The sequence below is a fragment of the Nocardia carnea genome (genome assembly GCF_029868855.1).
Classification (GTDB): domain Bacteria; phylum Actinomycetota; class Actinomycetes; order Mycobacteriales; family Mycobacteriaceae; genus Nocardia; species Nocardia carnea_A.
The window spans coordinates 1-21,702 of sequence record NZ_JARWOV010000348.1; the positions used below are offsets into that span (position 1 = coordinate 1).

The following is a 21,702-nucleotide window of genomic DNA, read 5'->3' on the forward strand; positions in this document are numbered from 1 at the left end:
CTGGGTGGGGCCCGCCCCTGGTCTGGAGCGACGGAGCGGGGGAGCGAAGCGGAGGAGCGGAGGAGTGAAGACCAGGGGTCACGAGGGCCCCACCCTCGAGCCGCGGAGCGGCTCCGAAATTACAGCCCGACCCTTCACGGACGGTCCATCTCGAGTCCGGCAGCTGATGCGGCTCCGCCCCGCACCGCTGCCTATGAATCCCACTGCGGTTGACGATGCCGAGTAGTCCAGCGGTGTTTGTGCGTACCACTCCACCTCGCCCCCATCTCTCGACGGCCTCACCTCCCTGAGTGGGGCCCGTCCATGGTCTGGAGCGGAGGAGTGAAGACCAGGGTTAATATGGCCTCACCCCCCGAGGCGCGGATCGGCCTCCGAGATCTCAGAACTGGATCCGCAGGTGGTCCGTCACCGGCCGCGCCTGGCAGCCGAGGATATAGCCGCTTTCGATGTCCTCGGGGTCGAGGATTTCGGCGTTCTCCATTTCGACCTTGCCCTCCAGCACCGTGCAGGCGCAGGACCCGCATTCGCCTTCCTGGCAGGAGTACGGCACATCCAGGCCCTTGTCGAGCATGATGTCGACCAGGGTCTGTTTACGCGGCCAGCTGAGGTTGTGCACCTCGCCATCCAGTTCCACTTCGACGGTGGCCGCGTCGGCGGCTTCCTCCGCGGAGATCTCGATGGGTGCGCTGTCGGCGAAGGGGTCGCCGGCCAGGGAGTTGAAGATTTCGGCGTGGGTCCGGTTGCGCGGGACACCGAGTTGGCCGAGGGCGTCGTGGACGCCGTCCATGAACGGCTTCGGCCCGCACATGAACGCCGCATAGGCGGTGTAGGGCCGGAACAGTTCGGCGAGCGCGGCGACCGTCGGCAGGCCTTGGACGGTTTCCAGCCAATGGATCACGACCAGCCGCTGCGGGTGCTTGTCCGCCAGCTCGCGCAGTTCGGCGGCGAAGATGACCGATTCGGGGTCGCGGTTGGCGTAGAACAGCACGATCCGGCCGGCGCCCCGGTCGAGCGCGGATTTGAGGATCGACATCACCGGGGTGATTCCGCTGCCGGCGGCGCAGAGCAGCAGATCGTCGTCGAGATCCTTGGGGGTGAATACGCCCGACGGCGGCAGTACTTCGAGTTGGTCGCCCGGTTTGATGTTGTCGCAGAGCCAGTTGGAGCCGTATCCGTCCTTGGTCCGTTTCACCGTGACCTTGGGCAGGTCGTCGGTGAAGGGGGAGCTGGCCAGCGAATAGCATCGCGCCACCGACCCGGTGCGGTCGCTGGGGATGCGCAGGGTGAGGAACTGGCCGGGCTGGTAGGCGAACTTTTCCCGGGCCTGCTCCGGTACCTCGAAGACCAGCGAGCTCGCGTCGGTGGTTTCCGCGATGACCTGGGCGACCCGCAGTACGACGGATCGTGAGCCATGGGGCACTTCGACGGTGGTCATCTCGTCCTCTCGACACCTGGTAGCCGACGGCATCCAGCCTACGGCAAAACTAGAACGTGTTTCAATTTTAGCCTATGCCGGCCGCCTGCTGTCGAGTGAGCTGGCCCTCGAGACCGGCGACCAGCACGCCGACCCCGAAATCGTAGGAATATTTGCCGCGCAGATCGGGCAGGTATTCCATTGCGCGGGCAACTCGCTCCGGCATCACCACATCGGGCGGGGTGTCGAGGTTGCGCGGATTCACCCGGCGGCGGCCGAACAGGTAGGTGTGGATGGTCGCGTAACCGGCCAGCACATTGCGGTCCTCGAAGCCGGCCTCGTAGAGGATCTCCATGATCGCCGCGATCAGGTCGAGCTGTTTTCCGAGCATCTGCTCGATGAGGACATCGCCCAGGCCGGGATGGCGGCGCAGGCGTTCGTCGATCTGGGCGAGCAGATCGACCAGCCGGTCCTGCCACGGCCCGGATTCGGGTGGCGGTTTGCGGACCCCGGCCAGCGCGGCCGTGGCGACCAGGTCGAGTAGTTCGCGCTTGTCGGCGACGTAGTAGTAGGGCGCCATGGGGGAGACTCCGAGCTCGCGCGAGAGCCGCCGCATGGATAGTTTCTCCACCCCGTCGGCCCGCACCACCCGGAGCGCCGCCTCGACGATCTCCGTTTCCGAGAGGGTGCTGCCGTTGCCACCCCCGCCCCCGCTCGTCTGCATTCGCACGACTCCCATTGCCACCTCTACATGCTGGGCGGCATCCGCCCGTCACGTTCTGTTCAGCTGCTTTTGCACCCGCAGTCTAGAGGTCGCGTTCCGGCGTGGGCGTTCACATTACTCGAAAACCCTTTCTTTTTGTCAGTGCATGACGTTATGGTGTGACTGCGGTCGCATCCGGCGACCGCAGCGCCGGCACTGTGCCACGGCTCACCGGCGGTATCCGAGGCGATACCGCGCGTCCCCGTCGTGGCGGCCCCTGGCCGGCGCAGGCGCCAATCAGTGGAGGTAGCCATGGCGGACAACCGTTCCTTCGGACCGGCCGAAACCGATCACCGCGGACCGATCGGCACAGTCGAGAACCAGGTGAGCGAGGACGCTCCCATCGTCGAGGAGACCTTGATCGAAGAGGTGTCCATCGACGGTATGTGCGGCGTCTACTGATCGGGCCGGAGATGCTCGATCTGGAAACCCGCTGGCAGTTACATCCCCGCGTGGCGTTGCGGCCGGAACCCTTCGGCGCGCTGCTGTATCACTTCGGGACCCGCAAACTGTCGTTCCTGAAAAATCCGCGGATCGTCGAGATCGTGCGCTCCCTGCCCGGGCACACCTCGGCCCGCGCGGCCATCCGGGCCGCCGGTATCGGGGACTCCGCCGCCGATCCTTATGTACAGGCACTGGCGAACCTGGCCGAATCGGACATGATCCAGCAGGCACCGGAAACGGCCGCGCTCGCCGAGACCGCGCCGTTCGCCGGTGTCGGCCCCGCCGATCCGGCGGTCCGGCTGGTGGATCGGTTCGAATCCGGGCTGGCAGCACCGATCTGTCTCACCTGGGAACTCACCTATGCATGCAACCTTTCGTGCGTGCACTGCCTGTCCTCCTCGGGCCGGCGGGATCCGAACGAACTCAGCACCGAGCAGTGCAAGGCGCTGATCGACGAGTTCCAGCGGATGCAGGTGTTCTACGTGAACATCGGCGGTGGTGAGCCGACCGTGCGCCCGGATTTCTGGGAACTGGTGGACTACGCGACCTCCCACGATGTGGGCGTGAAGTTCTCCACGAACGGTGTGCGTATCACTCCGGAGGTCGCCCAGCGGCTGGCCGCGAGCGACTATGTGGACGTCCAGATCTCGCTGGACGGTGCCGATGCCGAGGTGAACGACGCGGTCCGGGGGCCGGGATCCTACGATACGGCGATCCGTGCGCTCGAGAACCTGGCGAACGCCGGATTCAAGGACGCGAAACTGTCCGTGGTCGCCACGCGGCACAATATCGACCAGCTCGATCTGTTCAAGGAGATCGCCGATCGTTACGGCGCCACTCTGCGGCTCACCCGGCTGCGGCCGTCGGGTCGCGGTGCGGACGTCTGGGACGAACTGCATCCGCTGCCGGAACAGCAGCGGACTCTCTACGACTGGCTGGTCCGCAACGGCGAAGGCGTACTCACCGGCGATTCGTTCTTCCACCTCTCCGCATACGGTCAGGCTCTCCCGGGTCTGAACATGTGCGGGGCCGGCCGGGTGGTGTGCCTGGTGGATCCGCTCGGCGACGTCTACGCCTGCCCGTTCGCGATCCACGAGCGGTTCCATGCCGGAAACGTCGTCACCGACGGCGGTTTCGCCACGGTATGGTGGGAATCGGAGCTGTTCAACGAGTTGCGCGAGCCCAGCGGTGGGGGTGCGTGCACCAAATGCGCGCATTACGACTCCTGCCGCGGCGGGTGTATGGCGGCGAAGTTCTTCACCGGACTGCCCGCCGACGGCCCGGATCCGGAATGCGTTCAGGGTTACGGGGAAGCGGCGCTGGCCGATACCGGGCGGGTCATCCCACGTCCGGCAGTCGACCATTCGCGCAAGAGCACCCCGCGCCGGTCGCGTTCGGGCGGACCTGTTCCGCTGACGTTGCTGCCCCCGGCGAAACGTCCGGCTCGGGCCTGTGACGAGAGCCCGCTCGTGTGAAAATTATTGGATGACACCGCCCCGAGTGACGATAGCCGGATCGTTGCCCGGGGCGGTTCCTTATGTCCGCGCTACCGCTCCGGTGACCCATTTCATGACTGTGTCCACCGTCGTTCGGCAAAATTCTCCCGAACGAAACACTTTTTCCCGGACTGCTGATGTCTCGTAACGAATCGGCAGTTACCATCCGTGGAATGCGCCATGATCGCCTGCCCGACGGATTCGGGGTGCGGATCGACCCACGGGTACGCGCATACTCGGGGGGACGCATCCTGATCGGTGGCTCACCCGCTCGTTTGCTGCGACTCGCGCCCGAGGCCGCGGAAATGATCGGCGACGGCTACCTGGAAGTGGACGGCCCGAAATCTGCGGTGGTTGCCAGACGGCTACTGGATTCCGGTGTCGCCAATCCCCGGCCGCGGCTGCTGCCGAAACCGGAAGACGTCACCGTCATCGTTCCGCTGCACAACAACCCCGACGGTCTGCGGCGGCTGCTCGCAACCCTGAGCGGGCGGACGGTCATCGTGGTCGACGACGGTTCCGACGAACCGGTCCAGGTGCCCGACGAACACGGCCGCCGGTGCCAGGTGAAGGTACTGCGTCACGAGCAGCGGCGCGGTCCGGCGGCGGCCCGCAATACCGGCCTGCGTGCCGCGTCCACCCAATTCGTGGCCTTCCTGGATTCCGATGTGGTGCCGCGCAGCGGCTGGCTAGAGGTGATGCTGGGGCATTTCAGCGATCCGCAGGTGGCGCTGGTGGCCCCGCGGATCGTCGCACTGGACCCGGAATCCACCACGCTTGCCCGCTACGAGCACACCCGGTCTTCCCTGGACCTGGGCCGGCGGGAATCCGCGGTGCAATCCGGCGGTGTCGTCTCCTACGTCCCCAGCGCCGCACTGCTCGTGCGTCGTACGGTGCTCGAAGCCGAGGGCGGATTCGACGAGAGTATGCAGGTGGCCGAGGATGTCGACCTGTGCTGGCGGCTGGAGCGGGCCGGCTGGCGGTTGCGCTACGAACCGGCGGCGCACGTGGCCCACGATCATCGGGTCTCGTTCCGGGAATGGTTCCGCCGCAAATTGTTCTACGGCACCGGCGCCGCGCCGCTGAGCCGGCGGCACGCCGGGAAGGTTTCGCCGCTGCAGATACCGAAATGGACCGCGCTGTCCGCGATCTTCCTGGCGACCCGGAACCGCTGGGGCCTGCTGGCCGCGGTACTTACCCTGCTGGTGCCGCTGCGCCGGCTGCGGATCGCCTTCGCCGGCGTGGACAACCCGACCGGGGTCGCCGCGATCTATGTCGCCCGCGGTTTCTTCGCCGGGCTGTGGCGGCTGTCCTCGGCCATGTTCCGCCACTACTGGCCGATAACCCTTGCGGCGATGCTGTTCTCCCGCCGGGTCCGCCAGACCGCGCTGACCTTGGCCCTCGCCGAGGGCGCGGTCGACTGGTACACCCATCGTGAGCCGGGAGGCCTGGACCCGCTGCGCTATATCGCCTACCGGCGGATCGACGATATCGGGTACGGCACCGGTCTCTGGCTGGGTGTGTGGCGGGCCGGCAGCCCGGCCGCCCTGAGACCCACCGCCCCACCCCGGTAGCGGGGGCGGACACCATGGTGGACACGCTGATCATCGGTGGTGGAAGTGCCGGTTCGGTGCTGGCCGCGCGGCTGAGTGAGGACCCGGGCCATACCGTGCGTCTCGTGGAAGCCGGTAGCCATCGCCGGTCGGTGGCCGATTTCCCGCCCGAACTCGCCGACAGCGCCGTGCTGCCGGTGGGCGGCGAGGCACCCTGGCTGTGGCGGTATCCCGTGGCGCTCACCCCGGAACTGCCGGGGCAGATCGTGCGCGGTCGCGGGATCGGCGGTTCGGGTGCGGTGAACGGCTGCTACTTCATCCGGGCCGCGGCCCGCGATTTCGCGGCCTGGAGCCGGGAGGCGGGCACGCTCGCCTGGGATTTCGAGGAAGTGCTGCCGTACTTCCGGTCGCTCGAGAACGACGAGGACTACGGCGACCACGCCGGGCACAGCCGGACGGGCCCGGTACCGGTGCGCCGGATCACCCGGCCCAGCCGGCTGGCCCAGGAATTCGCCGCCACGTGCCTGGATCTCGGTTTCGGTGAGGTGCCCGACTGGAATGCGCTGCCCGGCGGGCCGGATACCGGAGTCGGTCCGGTGCCGTGCACGATCGGGCCGCCGGATGCTTCGGGACGGCATCGGCGCGTCGGTCCGGCGCATTCGTATCTGCTGCCCGCGCTGGCGCGACCGAATCTGATCGTCCGGGGCGACACCCTGGCGACTCGCCTGCGGTTCGCGGGTAACCGGATCGTCGGGGCGGAGTGCCTGTCCGAAGGGAAACTCGAGACGATCCACGCCGATCGGGTGGTGTTGTGTGCCGGCGCGATCGAATCCGCCGCGTTGCTCCTGCGTTCCGGTATCGGGCCCGCCGACCAACTCGCCGAGCTGGGGATTCCGGTGGTGGTCGCGGCACCGGTCGGTCAGTGGGCCGTCGATCATCCCGAGATCGGTATCGAGTACCGGCATCCCGCGCCGGCAGGTGCCGCGGTCCCGCTGGAGTATGTGCTCGGGTTCGACGATATCGAGATCCGGCCCTATACGGTCGCCTTCGCTCCCGGTGTGCACCGGATGGGCGTCACTCTGATGCGGCCGACGAGTTCGGGCCGGGTCCGGTTGACCGGCCTCGATCCGTTCACGCCACCGCTGATCGAGCAGGGCTATCTCGCCACGGCCGCCGACCGTTCGCGCCTGCGGGCGGCCGTGGGACTGGCCGGCAAGATCCTGGACGTGATGTCCGCGCACTGGTCCGGCGGGACGGACGAGGGTGCGATCTCCGATCATTGGTTGTCCGAACGCCTCGGATCCTCTCAGCATCTGTCCGGTACCTGCCGGATGGGCCGGGCGGACGATCCCCGGGCGGTGGTCGACGAGCGGTGCCGGGTGCACGGGGTGGACGGGCTGTCCGTGGTGGATCTCTCGGTGGTACCGGTCCCCCTCAGCCGCGGGCCGCATGCGACGGTGGTGCTGCTCGCCGAACGCGCCACGGCGGATCTGCGCTGAGCTCGCCGCCCGGAAACGATGGCGCGCTGAACATCTCGAATTCCATCTGCGCTATTCGATACATGTACCGGCTATTGTCGCGCTAACGTCGTCCGGGCGAGCGCCGGGCGGCGGACAACGCCGCAGCTCCGCCGGGTGGCGCCACTGGTGCGGCTACGGTACTTTCCTCCGGTGCGGTACGCCGGTCGGGTGCCTCGCCGCCCGGATCACCTGATCCGAGGGGCCGCGAGATATCGACCGCGGACCGCCCGCCCACGGGTGCGGCCACCGGTTTTCGCCGCACCTCGACAGCCTGTGCCGGGACAACCGGTCTGGTAGGTGAGCTGTATCGGTCGGGGATACAGCTCACCGGGTGGGCCGGGCGAAATACCAAGTGGCACCGTGCAATATTGCGTCTCCATTTTCGACACCCCGACCGGATCTCCCCGGTTATCTCCCTCCGAGCAAGTACTCTGGTCCCTCGGGAGGCCCGCCGCGGCAACGCGATCCGGCCCCCGGGAATCCGCACCCGGCGCCGAACACCGGGGAAGGTACGGCGCCGGTGCGGACGGTCCCAGCGAACTTCCCGCGACCCCTGGTGTCCTGCGACGATCCGGTCTATCGGCCACCGAGCCCGGACATGGTGATACCGCGGACGAACGCCTTCTGGGCGAGAATGTAGACCAGCAGCATCGGGAGCAGGATCAGCATCGACGCGGCCATCAGCACCGGCCAGTTCGAAACGTACTGACCCTGCATCCACACCAATCCGAGGGTGACAGTGGAGATGTCCTCGCGCTGGATCATCACCAGCGGCCACAGGAAATCGTTCCAGACGTTCACCCAGGTGAGAACCGCCAGCACCATGACCGCCGGTTTTGCGTTGGGCAGCAGCACCCGCCAGTAGATCTGCCAGGGTGAGCAGCCGTCGAGTACCGCGGCTTCTTCGAGCTCGGCGGGCAGTGTCCGGAAGAACTGCCGCATCAGATAGGTACCGAAGGCATTGCCGAACAGGCCCGGAACGATCAGCGCCCAGGGCGTATCTGCCCAGCCCAGCGTGCGGATGAGCAGGAACTGCGGAACGACGGTCACCGTGAGCGGGACCATGAGCGTGGCGAGATAGGCCACGAACAGCACCTCCCGGCCGCGGAAACGCAGCCGGGCGAACGCGTATCCGGCCAGCGAACAGAAGAAGATCTGCCCGGCGGTGATACATCCCGCGTAGACGATGGTGTTCAGGAACATCCGGCCGAACGGCATCAGCTCGAAAACCGCTCCGTAGTTGGACCACTGCGGATCCTGTGGAAACAAGGCAGGGGTGGTGACCTCGGACTGTTTCTTCACCGAACCCGCCAGCGCCCACAGGATCGGCAGCAGGGCACACCAGGCCATCGCGATGAGGGCCAGGTAGAGCACCACCGCCCGGCGGAAAGCGCGGGTGGGCCGCCACTGCGCTGCCATCACGACTCCGTGGCGTTCCGGCGGGAAAACCATACGTGCGCGCCGGTCAGGGCCAGCAGCACTACGAAGATCAGCCACGCGATGGCGGAGGCGTAGCCGGCGTCACCGAACGCGAACGCGTTCTGGAAGATCATGATGCCGAAGACGTAGGTACCGGTCTCGGGTCCACCGTGGCCACCGGTGAGTACATAGATCTGGTCGAAGGCCTGTACCGCGTTGATGATCGAGACCACCAGGACGAAGGACAGCGCCCCGCGGATCAACGGCACGGTGATCGATACGAACCGCCGGACCGCGCCGGCCCCGTCGATTTTCGCCGCCTCGTAGAGATGGTCCGGCACCCCCTGCATCGCGGCCAGCAGGACAACTGTCGCGAACGGCACGCTCTTCCAAGTGGTCACCAGGCATACCGAGACCATCGCCCACCACGGGTCCACCAACCAGGGCACCGGCCCGATTCCGGCCCAGCCGAGCATCGTATTGAGCAACCCGTTGTTGGTGTCGAAGACAAAACGCCAGATCACCGCCATCACCACACTCGACACCGCCAGCGGCAGGAACATGACGGCCCGGAACACGGTGATTCCTTTGATCCGCCGGTTCAGTGCCGCGGCGACGACGAGGCTTATCGCTACGGTCGGTATCAAGGTGCCGAGCGTGAAGACGATCGTGTTCCGCAGGGCGATGGCGAACAGCGGGTCGGCGGTGAGCAGCCGGCGGAAATTCGCGAGCCCCGTGAACCGCATCGGGCCGAACAGATCCCACTCCTGAAAGCTCAGGTAGAGCGAGAACCCCAGGGGGAAGAGCAGGAACACCAGCACCGCCAGCAGATTGGGGGCGATGAACAACCGCGCCGCCCGGGCCCGGCGCACGGCCAGTTCCGAGGGCCGCCGAACCGGAGTAGGGTCGGCGGTCGGTGGTTTCGCGCGGACGGTCTTCTCGGTCGCGGTCATTGATTGCGCAGCACCTCATCGGCCTCGGGAGCGAGTCGGTTCTTCAGCGATATCGCGGGTCTGGTGCCGCGGAGCACGGGCCCCAGGTAACGGTCCATCAGCGCATCGATACGCGCCCACGCCGCGGTGACCGGTAGCGGAGCGGAATGCGCCGATCCTTCGACGAGAATGCCCAGGTTCTCGATATCTGTATGCGCTTCGGCGAACCCTCTTGAACGCACCGCGGATCTCCCGGCCGGGACGAACAGTCCGGATTCGGCGACAACGGCCTGCCCCGCGGGCCCGGCCGCGAACTTCAAGAATTCCCAGGCCTGCTCTTTCCTCGGGCTGTCCGCGGATATGGCCAGACCGGTGGTCCCGATATTCGACCGGGCCATACGCCCATTCGGGCCCACCGGTAGTGCGGTGATATCGAAATCCAGGTCCTCGGCTGCCGAGAATGTCTGGTAGCGCCAGTGCCCGCCCAGGGCGAGCGCCGCTCTGCCCTGCGTGAACAGGTCCATGGTCGAGATCGACTGCTGATCCGCCGGAGTCGGCGCCACACCGTGCCGAGTGGCGAGATCGGCGTAGAACTGGACGCCCTCGACGAAGGCGTCGTCGGCGAAGGCCGAGCGGTCCGGTGCGGTCCGCGGGATGGTCCATTCGGCGCCGTTGTTGATGGCGAACAAACCGGCCGAGTAGTACGGCACCCAGGTGTCGACGAAACCCCACTGCCCGACCCGCCCCGACCGCTCACGTTCGGTGAGAGCCCGGCAGATATCGAGGAATTCGGCGAAACTCCAGGCTTCGTCCCAGTGTCCGGGCGCGCGAAGCCCGGCGTCGTCGAACAGTTTCCGGTTGTAGAACAGGAAATTTCCCGACCACTGCTCCGGCAGTGCGTACTGCCCACCTCCGAAACTGAATGTGTCGTACAGCGCCGCGACACTGTCGGCTCGCAGTTCGGCGGCGAATTCCGGATCGCGCTCGAGCATGGCGTTCAGATCCAGCAGAACGCCCCGGTCCGCCAGCCCGGCGTAGGTCTGTTCCCACGCCATCAGCACGTCCGGACATTTACCGCCCGCGCAGAAGGTGAGCATCTGCTGCATCGGATCGGGTCCCGACAGCAGGGTCCGCACCCGGATCTCGGGATACCGGCGGGCGAACTCGTCGATCACCCGCTGCCGGCCGTCCGCTTCGGCAGGGTTGGCCTGGAAGAAGAATGTCAGCGCGTCGTCGTCGCCGGCGCATCCGGTCGGTGCCGGAACGGTAAGCGCGGCGCCGATCCCGCCGGCGATACGCAGGAACTCGCGCCGGTCGACAGCCGGTCCATATTCCTGCACGCCGCGTCACCTCGTTCCTGCGCCGCGCTCGCTCGCGCAGAATCGTCCGGATCGGGAACCGTGGATCTCGTACCGAACGTCCTGTCGGGGTGTGTGCCGGTACCCGCAAATTGTCCAACGCCGAGCCGCGAATCGGCTCGAACGACTCACCCGGCCCGTATCGTGCCCGGCGATCTCGGGAGTTCAGATCAGATTCTTCTGTTTCTCGATCCGGCGGCGGACATCGGCCATGAGGGCGTGGCTGCCGCCGTGGCGGAGGAAACGAGGGATGAAGCGGTTGACGAAACCGACGAAGAGAAAGAGGTTCTCGAAGCGGCGCTGATCGGCGGCGGTCCATTCGACCTGCATCTGCTCGCGGAAGTAGGGGGCGAGGAAGCCGATGGTGAGGAAACGCAGCAGGCCGCGGAACGGGAGACGCAGATACCAGTGGATCATCCGCAGGTTCAGCAGGTCGTCGAGGTAGGCGCGGACGAAATCGTCCAGGACCGCGTCTTCGCAGGCCTTGTTCCAGTATTCGTCGAATTCGGCACGGGTGGCCGGCCACATATCCGCGGTGACCTGCAGCGTGGTGCCCAACGAGGACGAGGAGCGGTAGAAGGCCTCGTTCTGTTCCGGGTGCATCTTCCCGGAGAGCAGCTGGTAGGTGTCCTCGAAGCCGATGTAGAGGCAGGCCGCGACCCAGAGTTGCAGCTTTCGATCGAAGGCGTTGTATTTCACGGGAGCGCCGGGCTCGGAACGTACCTGGCGGTGGGCCACGTTCACCGCTTCGCGGAAGGCCCTTTTCTCCTCGTCGTCACCGAGTATGGCGACGGCCAAGTACTGGGTGGTGGTGCGGGCGCGTTTCCACGGGCGCTTCATCAGCGAACCCGATTCCACCTTGCTTTCGGCGACGCCGTAGCCGACGCCGGGGTTGGCCATCTGCATGATCACGTTCGCGGCGGCGCCGGCGAACTGCCAGAAGTCGAGGGCGTCGGTGAGTTGCAGGGGGCGTTTGGTGAACGGGCGGTGGGTGGTGCCGATGCGGATACGTGTCTGCTCGGTGGTCAGCGGCAACCGGTTTCCCGGCGGTGGATCCTGCGGGCTATCGGGTTGCCGGGAGTGTGCTGCGACGGTCATCGGTGTCCTTCCCCAGAGATCCGGTGTGGTCTAAGTTACTCCAGATTCTGACGACAGTCACTTGATATGAAGGAACAGTCGCTAACTTAATCACGCTGGATCGCATTGGTAAACATACCTAGAACAGGTATGTAGCGGCTGTCGGCGACCAGGAAACTTTGCGAAAACCTTCCGCCGTGACGTGAATCGTGCGTAACATACCGCTCCGACCCGACCGTCTCAGACGTTCCCCGGTGGGGAGGGCACGTAACGGCCGGACAAGGAAGGAGCGCAGCATGCTCGAACGGCTGGATCGACTGTTCAGCTATGAGATGAAGGTGTCGGAGTTCCTCGGCACCTTCATCATCCTCGCAATCCCCTACGGGATCATCGGAATCGTCTGGACGCTCACCCACACCTCGCATCTTCGCGAGATGCACGGTGTCGACGTGATCGTCTCGTTCCTGGGGTCGATCGTGTGCTGGCCGGTGCTCACCTTCTCGAACGTGACGATGACCTGATGATGGCGCTGGTATGGCTCATCGACATCGTGGTGATCGTCGTGAAGATCCTCGGTGGGCGCACGACAGTGAATCCGATACTGCGCTTCGGGTTGTGGCTCGCCGTGCTCTGTGTGCTCGCTGCCGGTCTGGCGGTGGTGGGCGCCGGATCGGTGCTGCTACAGCAATACCTCAGCGGTGACCTCGATACGACCGGACCGGAACTGCCATGGTGACCACAGGAAACAGCCGTCCGGAGCAGCGCACCGACCTCGAGCAGGCCATCGCCGATCTGAAAGGTCTGTGGCAGCGCCACCCACAGCGCTCCCTGGAAACCCTCGGCCGTCAGGTCACGCTGGGCCGCCAGGCCGTGGTGGAAACGGTGAAAGCCATGGCCGCCCGCCGGTTCCCGTTCGCCGAATTCGCCAAGCAATGCGCGTTCATGGCGAATGTCTCGGCCGCGCCCACCATTTTCGTCGCCATGCCGATCGCGGTCGTGGTGTCCATCCAGATCGGTGCGCTGGTGAACCAGGTCGGTGCCACCACGTTCATCGGCGCGGTCGCGGGCCTCGGGATCATCCGCCAGGGCGCTCCGCTGGTCACCTCGCTGATGATCGCGGGCGCGGTCGGTTCGGCCATCTGTGCCGACCTGGGCTCGCGCACCATCCGGGAAGAGATCGACGCGATGATGGTCATGGGGGTCGATCCTGTCCGGAGACTCGTGGCGCCGCGGCTGGTGGCGGCCGTGGTGGTGAGCATGCTGCTGTGCGGGTTCATCGTCTTCGTCGGGTTCGCGACCGCCTACATGTTCAATGTCTACGCCCAATCGGGTACGCCGGGTTCGTTCATCGGCTCGTTCGCGTCCTTCGCGGTGGCCAACGATATGGCGGTGGCACTGGTCAAATCGGCGATCTTCGGGGTGCTGACCGCGATCATCGCCTGCGATATCGGCCTGCATGCCAAAGGTGGGCCCGGCGGGGTGGCGAATGCGGTGAACTCGGCGGTGGTCTCGTCGGCGCTGATGCTGTTCGCCACCAACATCATCATCACGCAGGTGTACAACACCGTCTTCCCGACGAAGGTGATCTGACGTGGGCACTCCCTATACGCCGCCGGCGCTGAAACCGGTCCGGCTGGTGGCCTCCGCGGCGGCGGTGCCGGTGGACGCCAACCGCCGGCTGGGCCACCAGGGGATCATCTTCGTCCAAGCACTGGTAGCGATCCCGTTCGTGCTGAAGCACTATCGCAAGGAGGTGCTGCGGCTGACTGCCGATGTCGGGTGGGGCAACGGCTCGCTGGTCGTCGGCGGCGGCACCGTCGGCGTGGTGATCATCCTGTGCGGTTTCGGCGGAATCACCGTGGGGATGGAGGCGTTCAGCGCGCTCAACCTGCTCACCATGGGTCCGCTCACCGGCGCGATATCCGGGTTCGCCACCACCCGAGAGTTAGCGCCGATTCTTGCCACGCTCGCCTTCGCGATCCAGGCTGGCTGCCGATTCACCGCACAACTGGGGTCCATGCGGATCGCCGAGGAGATCGACGCGCTGGAGTCCATTGCCATCCGCCCGCTGCCGTATCTGGTGACCACCCGCATGATCGCGGCGACACTGACCATCATCCCGCTCTACAGCGTGGGTCTCGCGGTGGCGTACCTGGCCACGAAACTCTCGGTACTGCTGCTGGGCGGTACCTCCGCGGGCACCTACGACCACTACTTCTACCAGTTCCTGCTCGGCCCGGACCTGTTCTTCTCGCTGCTCAAGGTCGTGGTGTTCGTACTGCTGGCCACGTTCATCCAGTGTTACTACGGCTTCTTCGCCGCGGGCGGTCCCGAAGGCGTCGGGGTGGCGGCCGGGCAGGCGATCAAGATGGTGATCGTCGTGATGGTGTTCGCGAATCTGTTCTTGACACTGGCGATCTGGGGTATCGACCCCGGCTTCCGGATATCGGGGTGAGGTGTCGATGATCATCGATCACAGCGGCCGGGGGCCGCGCCCGTGGCATATGACCCTGGCGGGTCTGGTGATGCTGACCGTTCTGGCGGTGCTGCTCGGCCTGCTCGGACTGCGATATACGGGACGTTTCGAGGATCGGGTCCAGGTGCGGGCGGTGCTCACCAGCACCGGGGACGGACTGCCGGAACGCGCGGACGTGAAATTCCGCGGCATGGTCGTCGGTGCGGTATCCGCCGTGGACGTGGTGGCCGCCGGGAAACGGCAGCAGATACAGATCGACCTGGATTCCCGGATCGCACCGACCATTCCGGACAACGTCACCGCGCGGGTCGTCCCGAACAATCTGTTCGGGGTCACCGGTATCGAACTCGTGGACAACGGCGTCACACCGGGCCGCCTGGCCGCCGGCGCCGAAATCGCCGAAGACACCAGTGCGGGCACGGTTCAACTACAGACCACGCTCACCGTGCTGCGAGACGTGCTGAACAAGATCCAGCCGGAAAAGCTGGGTCGCGTATTGGCCACCTTCTCCGAAGCGCTCGACCCCGGGGCGCGCGCACCGGGATCGACGATCGAGCGGCTGGACACCTGGGTCACCGAGGTGCGCAAAATCGACGGGGTCGGGGAATTGCTGGGTGATCTGGGTCGCGCCACCACCGCGCTGAGCGAATCGGCGCCGGAGCTGGTGGGTGTGCTCTCCGAATCGGTGACCACGGCGCGCACCGTCACCGAACGCCGGGAGAACCTCATCACCATGCTCGCCAACGCCAGTGGTGCGGTGGACTCGGTGAACAACCTGTTCGCCCGGAACCCGGACGCGGCCAAGGAACTGGTGCCCGGCGTCGACAGCCTGTTCGGCGCGCTGGCACAGGATCCGGAGGCGATCCCGACGTCGGTGGCCAATCTCAACGCCGCACTCGGGAAGCTGTCGGGTGCGTTCGGCTGGGGTGCGCAGCGGCAGATGCGCTGGAGCCTGGATGTTTCCTTCACGCCGTTCCAGCAGTACACGGCGCAGGACTGCCCCCGCTACGGCGAGATGGCCGGGCCGCGCTGCGGTGGTCCGTCCGTTCCGCAGGTCGCGCCGGCGCAGCAGTACCCACCGAACCTGCTGCCCGGCTGGCTACCGGGCGCGGGACCGAAACCGCAACTCCCTGCCGGGCCGGTGCAGAACCCCGCGCTACCGCAGATCCCAGGGCTGCCGGTACTGCCCGGACTGCCCACCCTGCCCGCCATCCCGGGGATCACCGTGCCCTTGTTCCCGGCCCCCGCGGGACAACCGGCGCGGCCCGGCCTGCCTGTTCCGCCGGGTGGCGCGGCGCCGGCGGCGACGCCGGCCGGTCGGCCGATCGCGCAATTGCGCGGGCACGCGGCCGTCGCCGCGCTGCTCGGCCGCCGGCCCACCACGTCCGAATTACTCCTGCTCACACCGGTGCTGGCGGGTGGCACGGTCGACGTCTACTCCGAGGGAGCCGCCTGATGCGCCTGGCGCGGACAATAACCGGCTTCAGTATTTTCGCGGTGATCGCGATCGTACTGACCTACACCATCTGGTCCACGCTGCAGCGGTCGGTGCCGGGGGAGACCGAAACCTATTCGGCCACCTTCACCGACGTGATGGGCGTACGGATCGGTGACGATGTGCGGATGGCCGGGGTGCGGGTGGGCCGGGTCGATTCGATCGAATTCGAACCGGACTACAAGGCCCGGCTGGTACTGCGGATCGAGGAACGCCAGCGTCTCACCGATACGACCAGGGCCCTGGTGCGGTACCAGAATCTGATCGGACAGCGGTATATCGCGTTGTTGCCGGGCGAGGAAAAAGGCGTGGAGGTCGCGCCGGGTGCGCATATCCCGGTGGAGCGCACCGAACCTTCGTTCGATGTATCGGCACTGCTGTCCGGATTCGAACCGCTGTTCAGCGTGCTGCAACCGGACCAGATCAATTCGCTGTCCGATACGCTGATCCAGGCGTTGCAGGGTGACGGGGTCTCGCTCAGCGCGCTCATCACCCAGGCCGCGGAACTGGCCACCACCTTCGGTCAACGCGACGAAATCCTGGGCGCGGTGATCACGAACCTGAGCAGTGTGCTCGCCGGTCTGGCCAACCGCAGCCAGGAACTGGAAACACTGATAACCCAGACCAGAGGCCTGATGGACGCGCTGTACGCCGAGGGCGAAACCCTGAAGGCTTCGGTGGATACGGTGGCGCGTTCCACCGATTCGCTGACCACCCTGATCAGCGCGGTCAAACCGGATATCGCGCTGGCACAGGACGAAGCGACCACCGCCGTGGAACTCCTGTTGCTCAACGGCGCCGCACTGGACCAGGCGGCGATCGAACTGACGACCGTCCTCAACGGCTTGGCCCGGTTCACCGGCTACGGCGCCTACGGCAACGCCTATATCTGCAACCTGGACGTATCGCTGTGGGGTGTGCTGTTCCCGCCCGGACTGTTCTCCCAGATCGGCGGCGATTCGCAGTCGGAGGTGTGCCGCTGATGGCGAAGTTACGAATACCTTTCGCGGAGAACCGCTTCCTGTGGCAGGGGTTGATCGCGGCGGCCGCGGTGGCACTGCTGGTCGCGGGGTCCAGTGTGCTGTCACAGCTGCGGCTGACCGACAAAACCGTGGTCGCGGAGTTCGCGCAGGCCGCGGGTATGCGCGCAGGGGCCACGGTGGACGTTTCGGGGATCGAGGTCGGTGAGGTGCGCGCGGTGCGGTTGGCCGGCGACAAGGTCGAGGTCGAGATGAAGATCAGCCGGGATATCCGGGTGGCCGCCGATGCCCGCGCCGCGATCGAGATGTCCACCATTCTCGGCCGGATGCATATCGAACTGATCCCGGGCACCGGTGCGGAATCGCCGGACAACCGGATCCCGTTGGCCAATACCGCCGTACCGTACAACCTCGCCAAAGTGATCCGGGACCCGAAGTACACCTCGTCGTTCGAGCGGATCGAGCGGATCGACCCGGGCAAACTGCGGCAGGCCCTGGATGTCTTCTCCCAGCAGATGGGGGATTCGCCGGAACTCGCGGTGACCGCCCTGGATTCGATCGGCTCGCTGGCCGAGGTGATCAACGCCCGCCGCGACGAAGTCGACACGCTGCTCAAGAGCATGGATCAGGTATCGCAGCTGGTGGCCGACAACCAGAACAGTGTGCTCATGCTGCTCACCCGCGGTGAGGCGATCGGCCACGCCGTGGCCCTGCGCCAGGACATGCTGCGCCGGCTGCTGGACAACGTCGCGGCACTGTCGAGCCTGCTGCGGGATATGGGACTGGAGAACAACGGCCAGCTCGGCCCGCTGATCCAGAACCTCGACACCATGACGCAGGGCCTCGAGAAGAACAAGGACAACCTGGACCGGCTGTACGAGATCATGCCGGTCACCCTGCGGCAGTTCAACAACGTTCTCGGCAACGGGCCGTACGCCGACGTTTGGGCGCCGTGGTTCCTACCGGACAACTGGCTGTGCTTCGCCCAGGTCGTCGGGGGGTGTGGCAAATGAGGCTGCGGAGGATCGCGCGCGTGGTCGCGGCCGGAATCGCCGGACTCTGCGCGGCCGGCTGTTCGGTACTGCCCGACAGTATCGCCGGGCTGCCGGAACAGTATCTGGGCGAACATATCCGGATCAGCGCGGATTTCGAGAACGTGGCCGGCCTGTACGCCGGTAACGAGGTCGCCGTGCTCGGCGTTCCGGTGGGCCGGGTGGAGACCGTCACGCCGCGCGGTAGTTATGTCGAGGTCACCATGGCCCTCGACAAGGATGTCGAGGTACCGGCCGATGCGATGGCCGCGCTGATCTCCCCGCAGTTGATCACCAACCGGCACGTCGAACTCGCCCCCGCCTACAGCGGTGACGGACCCACGCTCACCGACGGTGCGCATATTCCGCTGGAACGCACCCGGGTGCCGGTGGAGCTCGACCGGATCCTGGAGAACTTCGACCAGCTCGGTGCCGCGCTCGAGGGCGACAACGAAGTCGGCCCGCTGGCCAGCCGGGTGCTGTTCCCACTGCTAGAGGGGAACGGTGACCGGCTACGCGAAACGCTCGACGATCTGTCCGCCGCGTTCGAGGTGTCCTTCGCCAACAAGGACCAGATCGCAAACACCATCATCGAATTGAACGAGATCACCCAGGTCGTCGCCCAGAACGACCAGACCGTACGGGATTTCAGCGCCCGGCTTACGGAACTGGTGCAGTTGATGGGGGAGCAGTCGCCGGGTCTGCACGCGGTACTCGTGCAGTTGAACGATTTCGTCGCCAACACCTCGACCCTGGTCGGGCAGAACCGGGATCAGCTGGCGGGCGCACTGCAGCGATTCGTCACCATAACCGCCCAGATGCGCGCCAACGCCCGCGGACTCACGGAATTGGTGGATATCGGCCCGCTGTTCTTCGAAAACCTCGCCAACGGCGTGAGCCATGAACACCAGGCATTCCGGGTGCACGCGCTGCTGGACAAATCACTGCTGGACAACGAAGTACTGTCCACCTTCTGTGAACGGATCCAGCTGCGCGCCGACGGGTGCCGCACCGGCAGGGTCCAGGATTTCGGCCCCGATTTCGGGATCACGGCGGCGCTGCTGGGGTTGACGCAATGAGGCGGAGAGGGGTCATGCGATCGGAGTGGACTGGTCGTGAAGGGGTGGGGTGGGCCGGCGCTGTGGGGGCGGGTTGGAGTAGCCGTGAAGGGTCTGGGTGGGCCAGCCGTGTGGGTGCGAGTTGGAGTAGCCGTGAAGGGGTGGGGTGGGCCGGCCGTGTGGTGGCGAGTTGGAGCAGCCGTGAATGGGCGGGGTGGACAAGCCGTGAAAGGGCGGGCTGTGATTTTGGAGACGCTCCGCGTCTCGAGGGCGGGGCCCTATTAACCCGGTTCTTCACTCCCGCCGGTCGGTCGCTGCGCTCCCTCCCTCTGGTCGCTCCAGAACCGGGCGGGCCCCGCCCGACAATGCGACGGATCGGGGCTGGCATGGGAATACGGGTTGGGCTGATTGCTTTGGTGCTGACGGGGGTGCTCGCTGTTTCGGGGTGTGGAGCGGTGACGGTGCAGAACATTCCTATGCCCGAACCGGGTATCGGGGGCCCTGGATATACCGTGCGGGCTCGTTTCGAAGATGCACTGAACCTGCCGGACCGGGCGCATGTGAAAATCGGTGGCACCGATATCGGGGTGGTCACCGGTATATCCACGACCGATTTCGTGGCGGATGTGGACATGCTGATCCGGGAAGATATCCGGCTGCCGCGCGGTACCACCGCCGAATTGCGGCAGGGCACTCCGCTCGGCGATGTCTTCATTGCCATGACCCTGCCCCGGGAGGATCCCGACGCCGCTCTGCTCGGGAATGGCGATGTCATCGATACCGACCACACCGGTGCCGGCGCCTCGGTGGAAGAACTCATGGTGTCGGTATCGCTGCTGCTCAACGGCGGTGGTTTGAACCAGGCCGCCCGGATCACCGCGGAAATGGATTCGATGTTCGCCGGGCGCGCACCACAACTGGCGCATTTGATCACCGAGATGACCCAGGTGCTGAGCGCCCTGAACGCGCGGACCGCCGATATCGACAATGTGCTGCACGGGGTGAACGTCCTGACCGGTGAACTGGCCGCGCGGAAACAGGAATTGGGGCAGGCCGCGGATACATTCCCCGATCTGCTGGGGCTGGTCGCGGAGAACAATCGCGATATCACCGCCCTGATCCAGAAGATCTCGGTGACGATGTCGGCGCTGGGGGATTTCACCGATACGACCAGCCCCGAATTCATCAGCCTGTTCGACAGTATCCGCCGGCTCATGGGTGGATTCACGGCGATGGGTGACAACCTGCGGCAGACGCTGGACGGATTGCATGCCCTGTATCCCTCGCTGGAACAGTCCTTCGAAGGGCCTACGCTCGCGGTCGCGGCGCGGGTCTCCTATCTGAGTATCGGCGCGCTGACCGATCCGGCCGAGAGCCGGCTGCCCGATGGCACCGATGTACCGGCATTCATCGGCAGCCTCGCCCAGGTATTGCAGAAGATCCAGGGCCGGTTGACCGGCCCGCCGCAACCCGCCCCGGCACCTCAGGAGGGGCCGCGATGAATATTCCGCTGTGGAATTGGCTGGTCCGGCGCCGGATCAGGGTCGCGAACATCGGACTCGTGATGGTGCTGATCGCCGGTTGCGGATACCTCGGCGCGGAAGTGCTGCGGATCAACCTGCTACCCAACAGCACCTACCGGGTGACCGTGGAACTCACCGGGTCCGGCGGTCTGCTCGCCGACAACGATGTGAACTTCCGCGGCACCCGGGTAGGGCGGGTCGCCGATGTCCGGGTTTCCGATACCGGGATCGAGGCGGTCGCCGAAATCGACTCGGGGGTGCGGATCCCCGTCGGTGGCACGGTGGTGGTCGGGCGGCTGTCCGCGGTGGGCGAGCAGTACCTGGACTTCCGGCCGGACTCGGATACCGGCCCCTACCTGCGCGACGGTGACCGGGTGGCGGTGGAGCGCACCCATATCCCGGTGACGGTGCACTCGCTGCTGTCGAATATGAGCGCCATGATCAGCGGTCTCAACCCCGACCGGCTCACGGTGATCGTCGACGAACTGGACAAGGCGCTGGCGGGCGGACCGGACCGGCTGCGCAATATGATCTCCGGCATCAGCCGGGCGATGGCGGGACTGGAATCCCTGCTGCCGCAGACCCGCCAGCTCATCGAAAACCTGACGGTGATCGCCGAAACCACGCAATACGCGCAACCCGATCTCGGCACCCTGACAGATTCGGCGAGCGCGCTGTTCCAGCAGCTCACCGCCGCCGACCAGGAAGTTCGGCAGCTGCTGGACCTCGCTCCCGGCCAACTCGCCACGCTCGGCGGATTCATCGACGAAACGCAGGACCCGATCACCAACCTGGTCACCAATTTCGTGGCCATCACCCGGGCCGCGAAACTGCGCCGGCCCGCGATCGCGGCCCTCTTCCCGGCCCTGCGGGCGGGCACTTCTGCGCTGAATGTGCCGGTACACGACGGGATGTTCCACACCCTGGTCGATATCTGGCCGCGACCCACCTGCGAGTACGACACCATTCCGGTGGCCCCCACCGAACCGGTGGCCGACACCCGGGTCCGTCTGTACAACTACTGCGTCACCGACGACCCGGCCCTGCAGGTGCGCGGTTCGGCGAATGCGCCGCGGCCGGACATTCCCGACAACACCGCCGGCCCGCCACCGGGAGTCAGCGGTAACGAACTGTCCCGTCCCGTCCCGGGTCGTTAGGAGAAG

Annotated in this window: 20 protein-coding genes; 14 read left to right on the top strand and 6 right to left on the bottom strand. The window is 66.1% G+C overall.

The window, feature by feature from the left end:
• Positions 1–379: 379 nt before the first annotated feature.
• Together QH195_RS34845 and mftR2 are read right to left on the bottom strand one after the other, a co-directional pair.
• Positions 380–1,435: a ferredoxin--NADP reductase gene (locus tag QH195_RS34845; RefSeq protein ID WP_280438515.1), complete on the bottom strand. Its 1,056-nt coding sequence runs from the start codon at positions 1,433–1,435 to the stop codon at positions 380–382.
• Positions 1,436–1,502: 67 nt separating this feature from the next.
• Complete coding sequence (gene mftR2, locus QH195_RS34850) at positions 1,503–2,153, bottom strand: mycofactocin system transcriptional regulator MftR2 (protein WP_280438539.1); 651 nt, start codon at positions 2,151–2,153, stop codon at positions 1,503–1,505.
• A 276-nt stretch (positions 2,154–2,429) separates the two neighbouring features.
• Between mftR2 and mftA the strand changes: the two genes are divergently transcribed.
• The 4 genes from mftA (at position 2,430) to mftG (ending at position 7,169) form a co-directional block, all read left to right on the top strand.
• Positions 2,430–2,579, top strand: a complete 150-nt coding sequence (gene mftA, locus QH195_RS34855; RefSeq protein WP_063820641.1) for a mycofactocin precursor MftA — start codon at positions 2,430–2,432, stop codon at positions 2,577–2,579.
• 11 nt (positions 2,580–2,590) lie between these two features.
• Positions 2,591–4,096, top strand: coding sequence for a mycofactocin radical SAM maturase (gene mftC, locus QH195_RS34860; protein ID WP_280438540.1), 1,506 nt, complete (start codon positions 2,591–2,593; stop codon positions 4,094–4,096).
• A 194-nt stretch (positions 4,097–4,290) separates the two neighbouring features.
• Entirely contained in the window at positions 4,291–5,691 is a 1,401-nt protein-coding gene (gene mftF / locus QH195_RS34865) for a mycofactocin biosynthesis glycosyltransferase MftF (RefSeq protein WP_280421271.1), read from the top strand.
• A gap of 14 nt (positions 5,692–5,705) precedes the next feature.
• Entirely contained in the window at positions 5,706–7,169 is a 1,464-nt protein-coding gene (mftG, locus tag QH195_RS34870; RefSeq protein WP_280438516.1) for a mycofactocin dehydrogenase MftG, read from the top strand.
• 597 nt (positions 7,170–7,766) lie between these two features.
• Here the strand turns inward: mftG and QH195_RS34875 are convergent.
• From QH195_RS34875 to QH195_RS34890, 4 genes are all read right to left on the bottom strand, one after another.
• Complete coding sequence (locus tag QH195_RS34875; RefSeq protein WP_280421269.1) at positions 7,767–8,609, bottom strand: carbohydrate ABC transporter permease; 843 nt, start codon at positions 8,607–8,609, stop codon at positions 7,767–7,769.
• Positions 8,609–9,562: a carbohydrate ABC transporter permease gene (locus QH195_RS34880; RefSeq protein WP_280438517.1), complete on the bottom strand. Its 954-nt coding sequence runs from the start codon at positions 9,560–9,562 to the stop codon at positions 8,609–8,611. Before QH195_RS34880 ends, QH195_RS34875 begins: the two co-directional genes overlap by 1 nt.
• Positions 9,559–10,881, bottom strand: a complete 1,323-nt coding sequence (locus QH195_RS34885; RefSeq protein WP_280438518.1) for an ABC transporter substrate-binding protein — start codon at positions 10,879–10,881, stop codon at positions 9,559–9,561. Before QH195_RS34885 ends, QH195_RS34880 begins: the two co-directional genes overlap by 4 nt.
• Before the next feature lie 183 nt (positions 10,882–11,064).
• Complete coding sequence (locus QH195_RS34890; protein WP_280438519.1) at positions 11,065–11,997, bottom strand: oxygenase MpaB family protein; 933 nt, start codon at positions 11,995–11,997, stop codon at positions 11,065–11,067.
• Positions 11,998–12,272: 275 nt separating this feature from the next.
• On the opposite strand from QH195_RS34890, the gene QH195_RS34895 reads away from it, so the two are divergent.
• The 10 genes from QH195_RS34895 to QH195_RS34940 all read left to right on the top strand — a co-directional run bounded on the left by QH195_RS34895 (position 12,273) and on the right by QH195_RS34940 (position 21,696).
• Positions 12,273–12,497 (top strand): hypothetical protein, encoded by a 225-nt coding sequence (locus QH195_RS34895; RefSeq protein ID WP_280421265.1) that lies wholly within the window; start codon positions 12,273–12,275, stop codon positions 12,495–12,497.
• Complete coding sequence (locus QH195_RS34900) at positions 12,497–12,712, top strand: hypothetical protein (RefSeq protein WP_280421264.1); 216 nt, start codon at positions 12,497–12,499, stop codon at positions 12,710–12,712. The genes QH195_RS34895 and QH195_RS34900 overlap by 1 nt, the downstream gene beginning before the upstream one ends.
• Positions 12,706–13,566, top strand: a complete 861-nt coding sequence (locus tag QH195_RS34905; protein ID WP_280438520.1) for an MlaE family ABC transporter permease — start codon at positions 12,706–12,708, stop codon at positions 13,564–13,566. The genes QH195_RS34900 and QH195_RS34905 overlap by 7 nt, the downstream gene beginning before the upstream one ends.
• A gap of 1 nt (position 13,567) precedes the next feature.
• On the top strand, positions 13,568–14,431 hold the full coding sequence (locus QH195_RS34910; RefSeq protein ID WP_280421262.1) for an ABC transporter permease: 864 nt from the start codon (positions 13,568–13,570) through the stop codon (positions 14,429–14,431).
• 7 nt (positions 14,432–14,438) lie between these two features.
• Complete coding sequence (locus QH195_RS34915; RefSeq protein WP_280438521.1) at positions 14,439–15,908, top strand: MCE family protein; 1,470 nt, start codon at positions 14,439–14,441, stop codon at positions 15,906–15,908.
• Positions 15,908–16,930, top strand: a complete 1,023-nt coding sequence (locus QH195_RS34920; RefSeq protein ID WP_280438522.1) for an MlaD family protein — start codon at positions 15,908–15,910, stop codon at positions 16,928–16,930. Before QH195_RS34915 ends, QH195_RS34920 begins: the two co-directional genes overlap by 1 nt.
• Complete coding sequence (locus QH195_RS34925) at positions 16,930–17,940, top strand: MCE family protein (protein ID WP_280438523.1); 1,011 nt, start codon at positions 16,930–16,932, stop codon at positions 17,938–17,940. The genes QH195_RS34920 and QH195_RS34925 overlap by 1 nt, the downstream gene beginning before the upstream one ends.
• Positions 17,937–19,037: an MCE family protein gene (locus QH195_RS34930; protein WP_280438524.1), complete on the top strand. Its 1,101-nt coding sequence runs from the start codon at positions 17,937–17,939 to the stop codon at positions 19,035–19,037. The genes QH195_RS34925 and QH195_RS34930 overlap by 4 nt, the downstream gene beginning before the upstream one ends.
• 365 nt (positions 19,038–19,402) lie before the next feature.
• Complete coding sequence (locus tag QH195_RS34935) at positions 19,403–20,518, top strand: MCE family protein (RefSeq protein ID WP_280438525.1); 1,116 nt, start codon at positions 19,403–19,405, stop codon at positions 20,516–20,518.
• Positions 20,515–21,696, top strand: a complete 1,182-nt coding sequence (locus QH195_RS34940; RefSeq protein WP_280438526.1) for an MlaD family protein — start codon at positions 20,515–20,517, stop codon at positions 21,694–21,696. Before QH195_RS34935 ends, QH195_RS34940 begins: the two co-directional genes overlap by 4 nt.
• Positions 21,697–21,702 lie beyond the last annotated feature (6 nt).

What these genes read in the sequence shown, in the direction of transcription:
- QH195_RS34845 (WP_280438515.1), bottom strand. Translation starts at nt 1,435, where the DNA reads ATGACCACCGTCGAAGTGCCCCATGGCTCACGATCCGTCGTACTGCGG.
- mftR2 (WP_280438539.1), bottom strand. Translation starts at nt 2,153, where the DNA reads ATGGGAGTCGTGCGAATGCAGACGAGCGGGGGCGGGGGTGGCAACGGC.
- mftA (WP_063820641.1), top strand. Translation starts at nt 2,430, where the DNA reads ATGGCGGACAACCGTTCCTTCGGACCGGCCGAAACCGATCACCGCGGA.
- mftC (WP_280438540.1), top strand. Translation starts at nt 2,591, where the DNA reads ATGCTCGATCTGGAAACCCGCTGGCAGTTACATCCCCGCGTGGCGTTG.
- mftF (WP_280421271.1), top strand. Translation starts at nt 4,291, where the DNA reads ATGCGCCATGATCGCCTGCCCGACGGATTCGGGGTGCGGATCGACCCA.
- mftG (WP_280438516.1), top strand. Translation starts at nt 5,706, where the DNA reads ATGGTGGACACGCTGATCATCGGTGGTGGAAGTGCCGGTTCGGTGCTG.
- QH195_RS34875 (WP_280421269.1), bottom strand. Translation starts at nt 8,609, where the DNA reads ATGGCAGCGCAGTGGCGGCCCACCCGCGCTTTCCGCCGGGCGGTGGTG.
- QH195_RS34880 (WP_280438517.1), bottom strand. Translation starts at nt 9,562, where the DNA reads ATGACCGCGACCGAGAAGACCGTCCGCGCGAAACCACCGACCGCCGAC.
- QH195_RS34890 (WP_280438519.1), bottom strand. Translation starts at nt 11,997, where the DNA reads ATGACCGTCGCAGCACACTCCCGGCAACCCGATAGCCCGCAGGATCCA.
- QH195_RS34895 (WP_280421265.1), top strand. Translation starts at nt 12,273, where the DNA reads ATGCTCGAACGGCTGGATCGACTGTTCAGCTATGAGATGAAGGTGTCG.
- QH195_RS34900 (WP_280421264.1), top strand. Translation starts at nt 12,497, where the DNA reads ATGATGGCGCTGGTATGGCTCATCGACATCGTGGTGATCGTCGTGAAG.
- QH195_RS34905 (WP_280438520.1), top strand. Translation starts at nt 12,706, where the DNA reads ATGGTGACCACAGGAAACAGCCGTCCGGAGCAGCGCACCGACCTCGAG.
- QH195_RS34915 (WP_280438521.1), top strand. Translation starts at nt 14,439, where the DNA reads ATGATCATCGATCACAGCGGCCGGGGGCCGCGCCCGTGGCATATGACC.
- QH195_RS34920 (WP_280438522.1), top strand. Translation starts at nt 15,908, where the DNA reads ATGCGCCTGGCGCGGACAATAACCGGCTTCAGTATTTTCGCGGTGATC.
- QH195_RS34925 (WP_280438523.1), top strand. Translation starts at nt 16,930, where the DNA reads ATGGCGAAGTTACGAATACCTTTCGCGGAGAACCGCTTCCTGTGGCAG.
- QH195_RS34930 (WP_280438524.1), top strand. Translation starts at nt 17,937, where the DNA reads ATGAGGCTGCGGAGGATCGCGCGCGTGGTCGCGGCCGGAATCGCCGGA.
- QH195_RS34935 (WP_280438525.1), top strand. Translation starts at nt 19,403, where the DNA reads ATGGGAATACGGGTTGGGCTGATTGCTTTGGTGCTGACGGGGGTGCTC.
- QH195_RS34940 (WP_280438526.1), top strand. Translation starts at nt 20,515, where the DNA reads ATGAATATTCCGCTGTGGAATTGGCTGGTCCGGCGCCGGATCAGGGTC.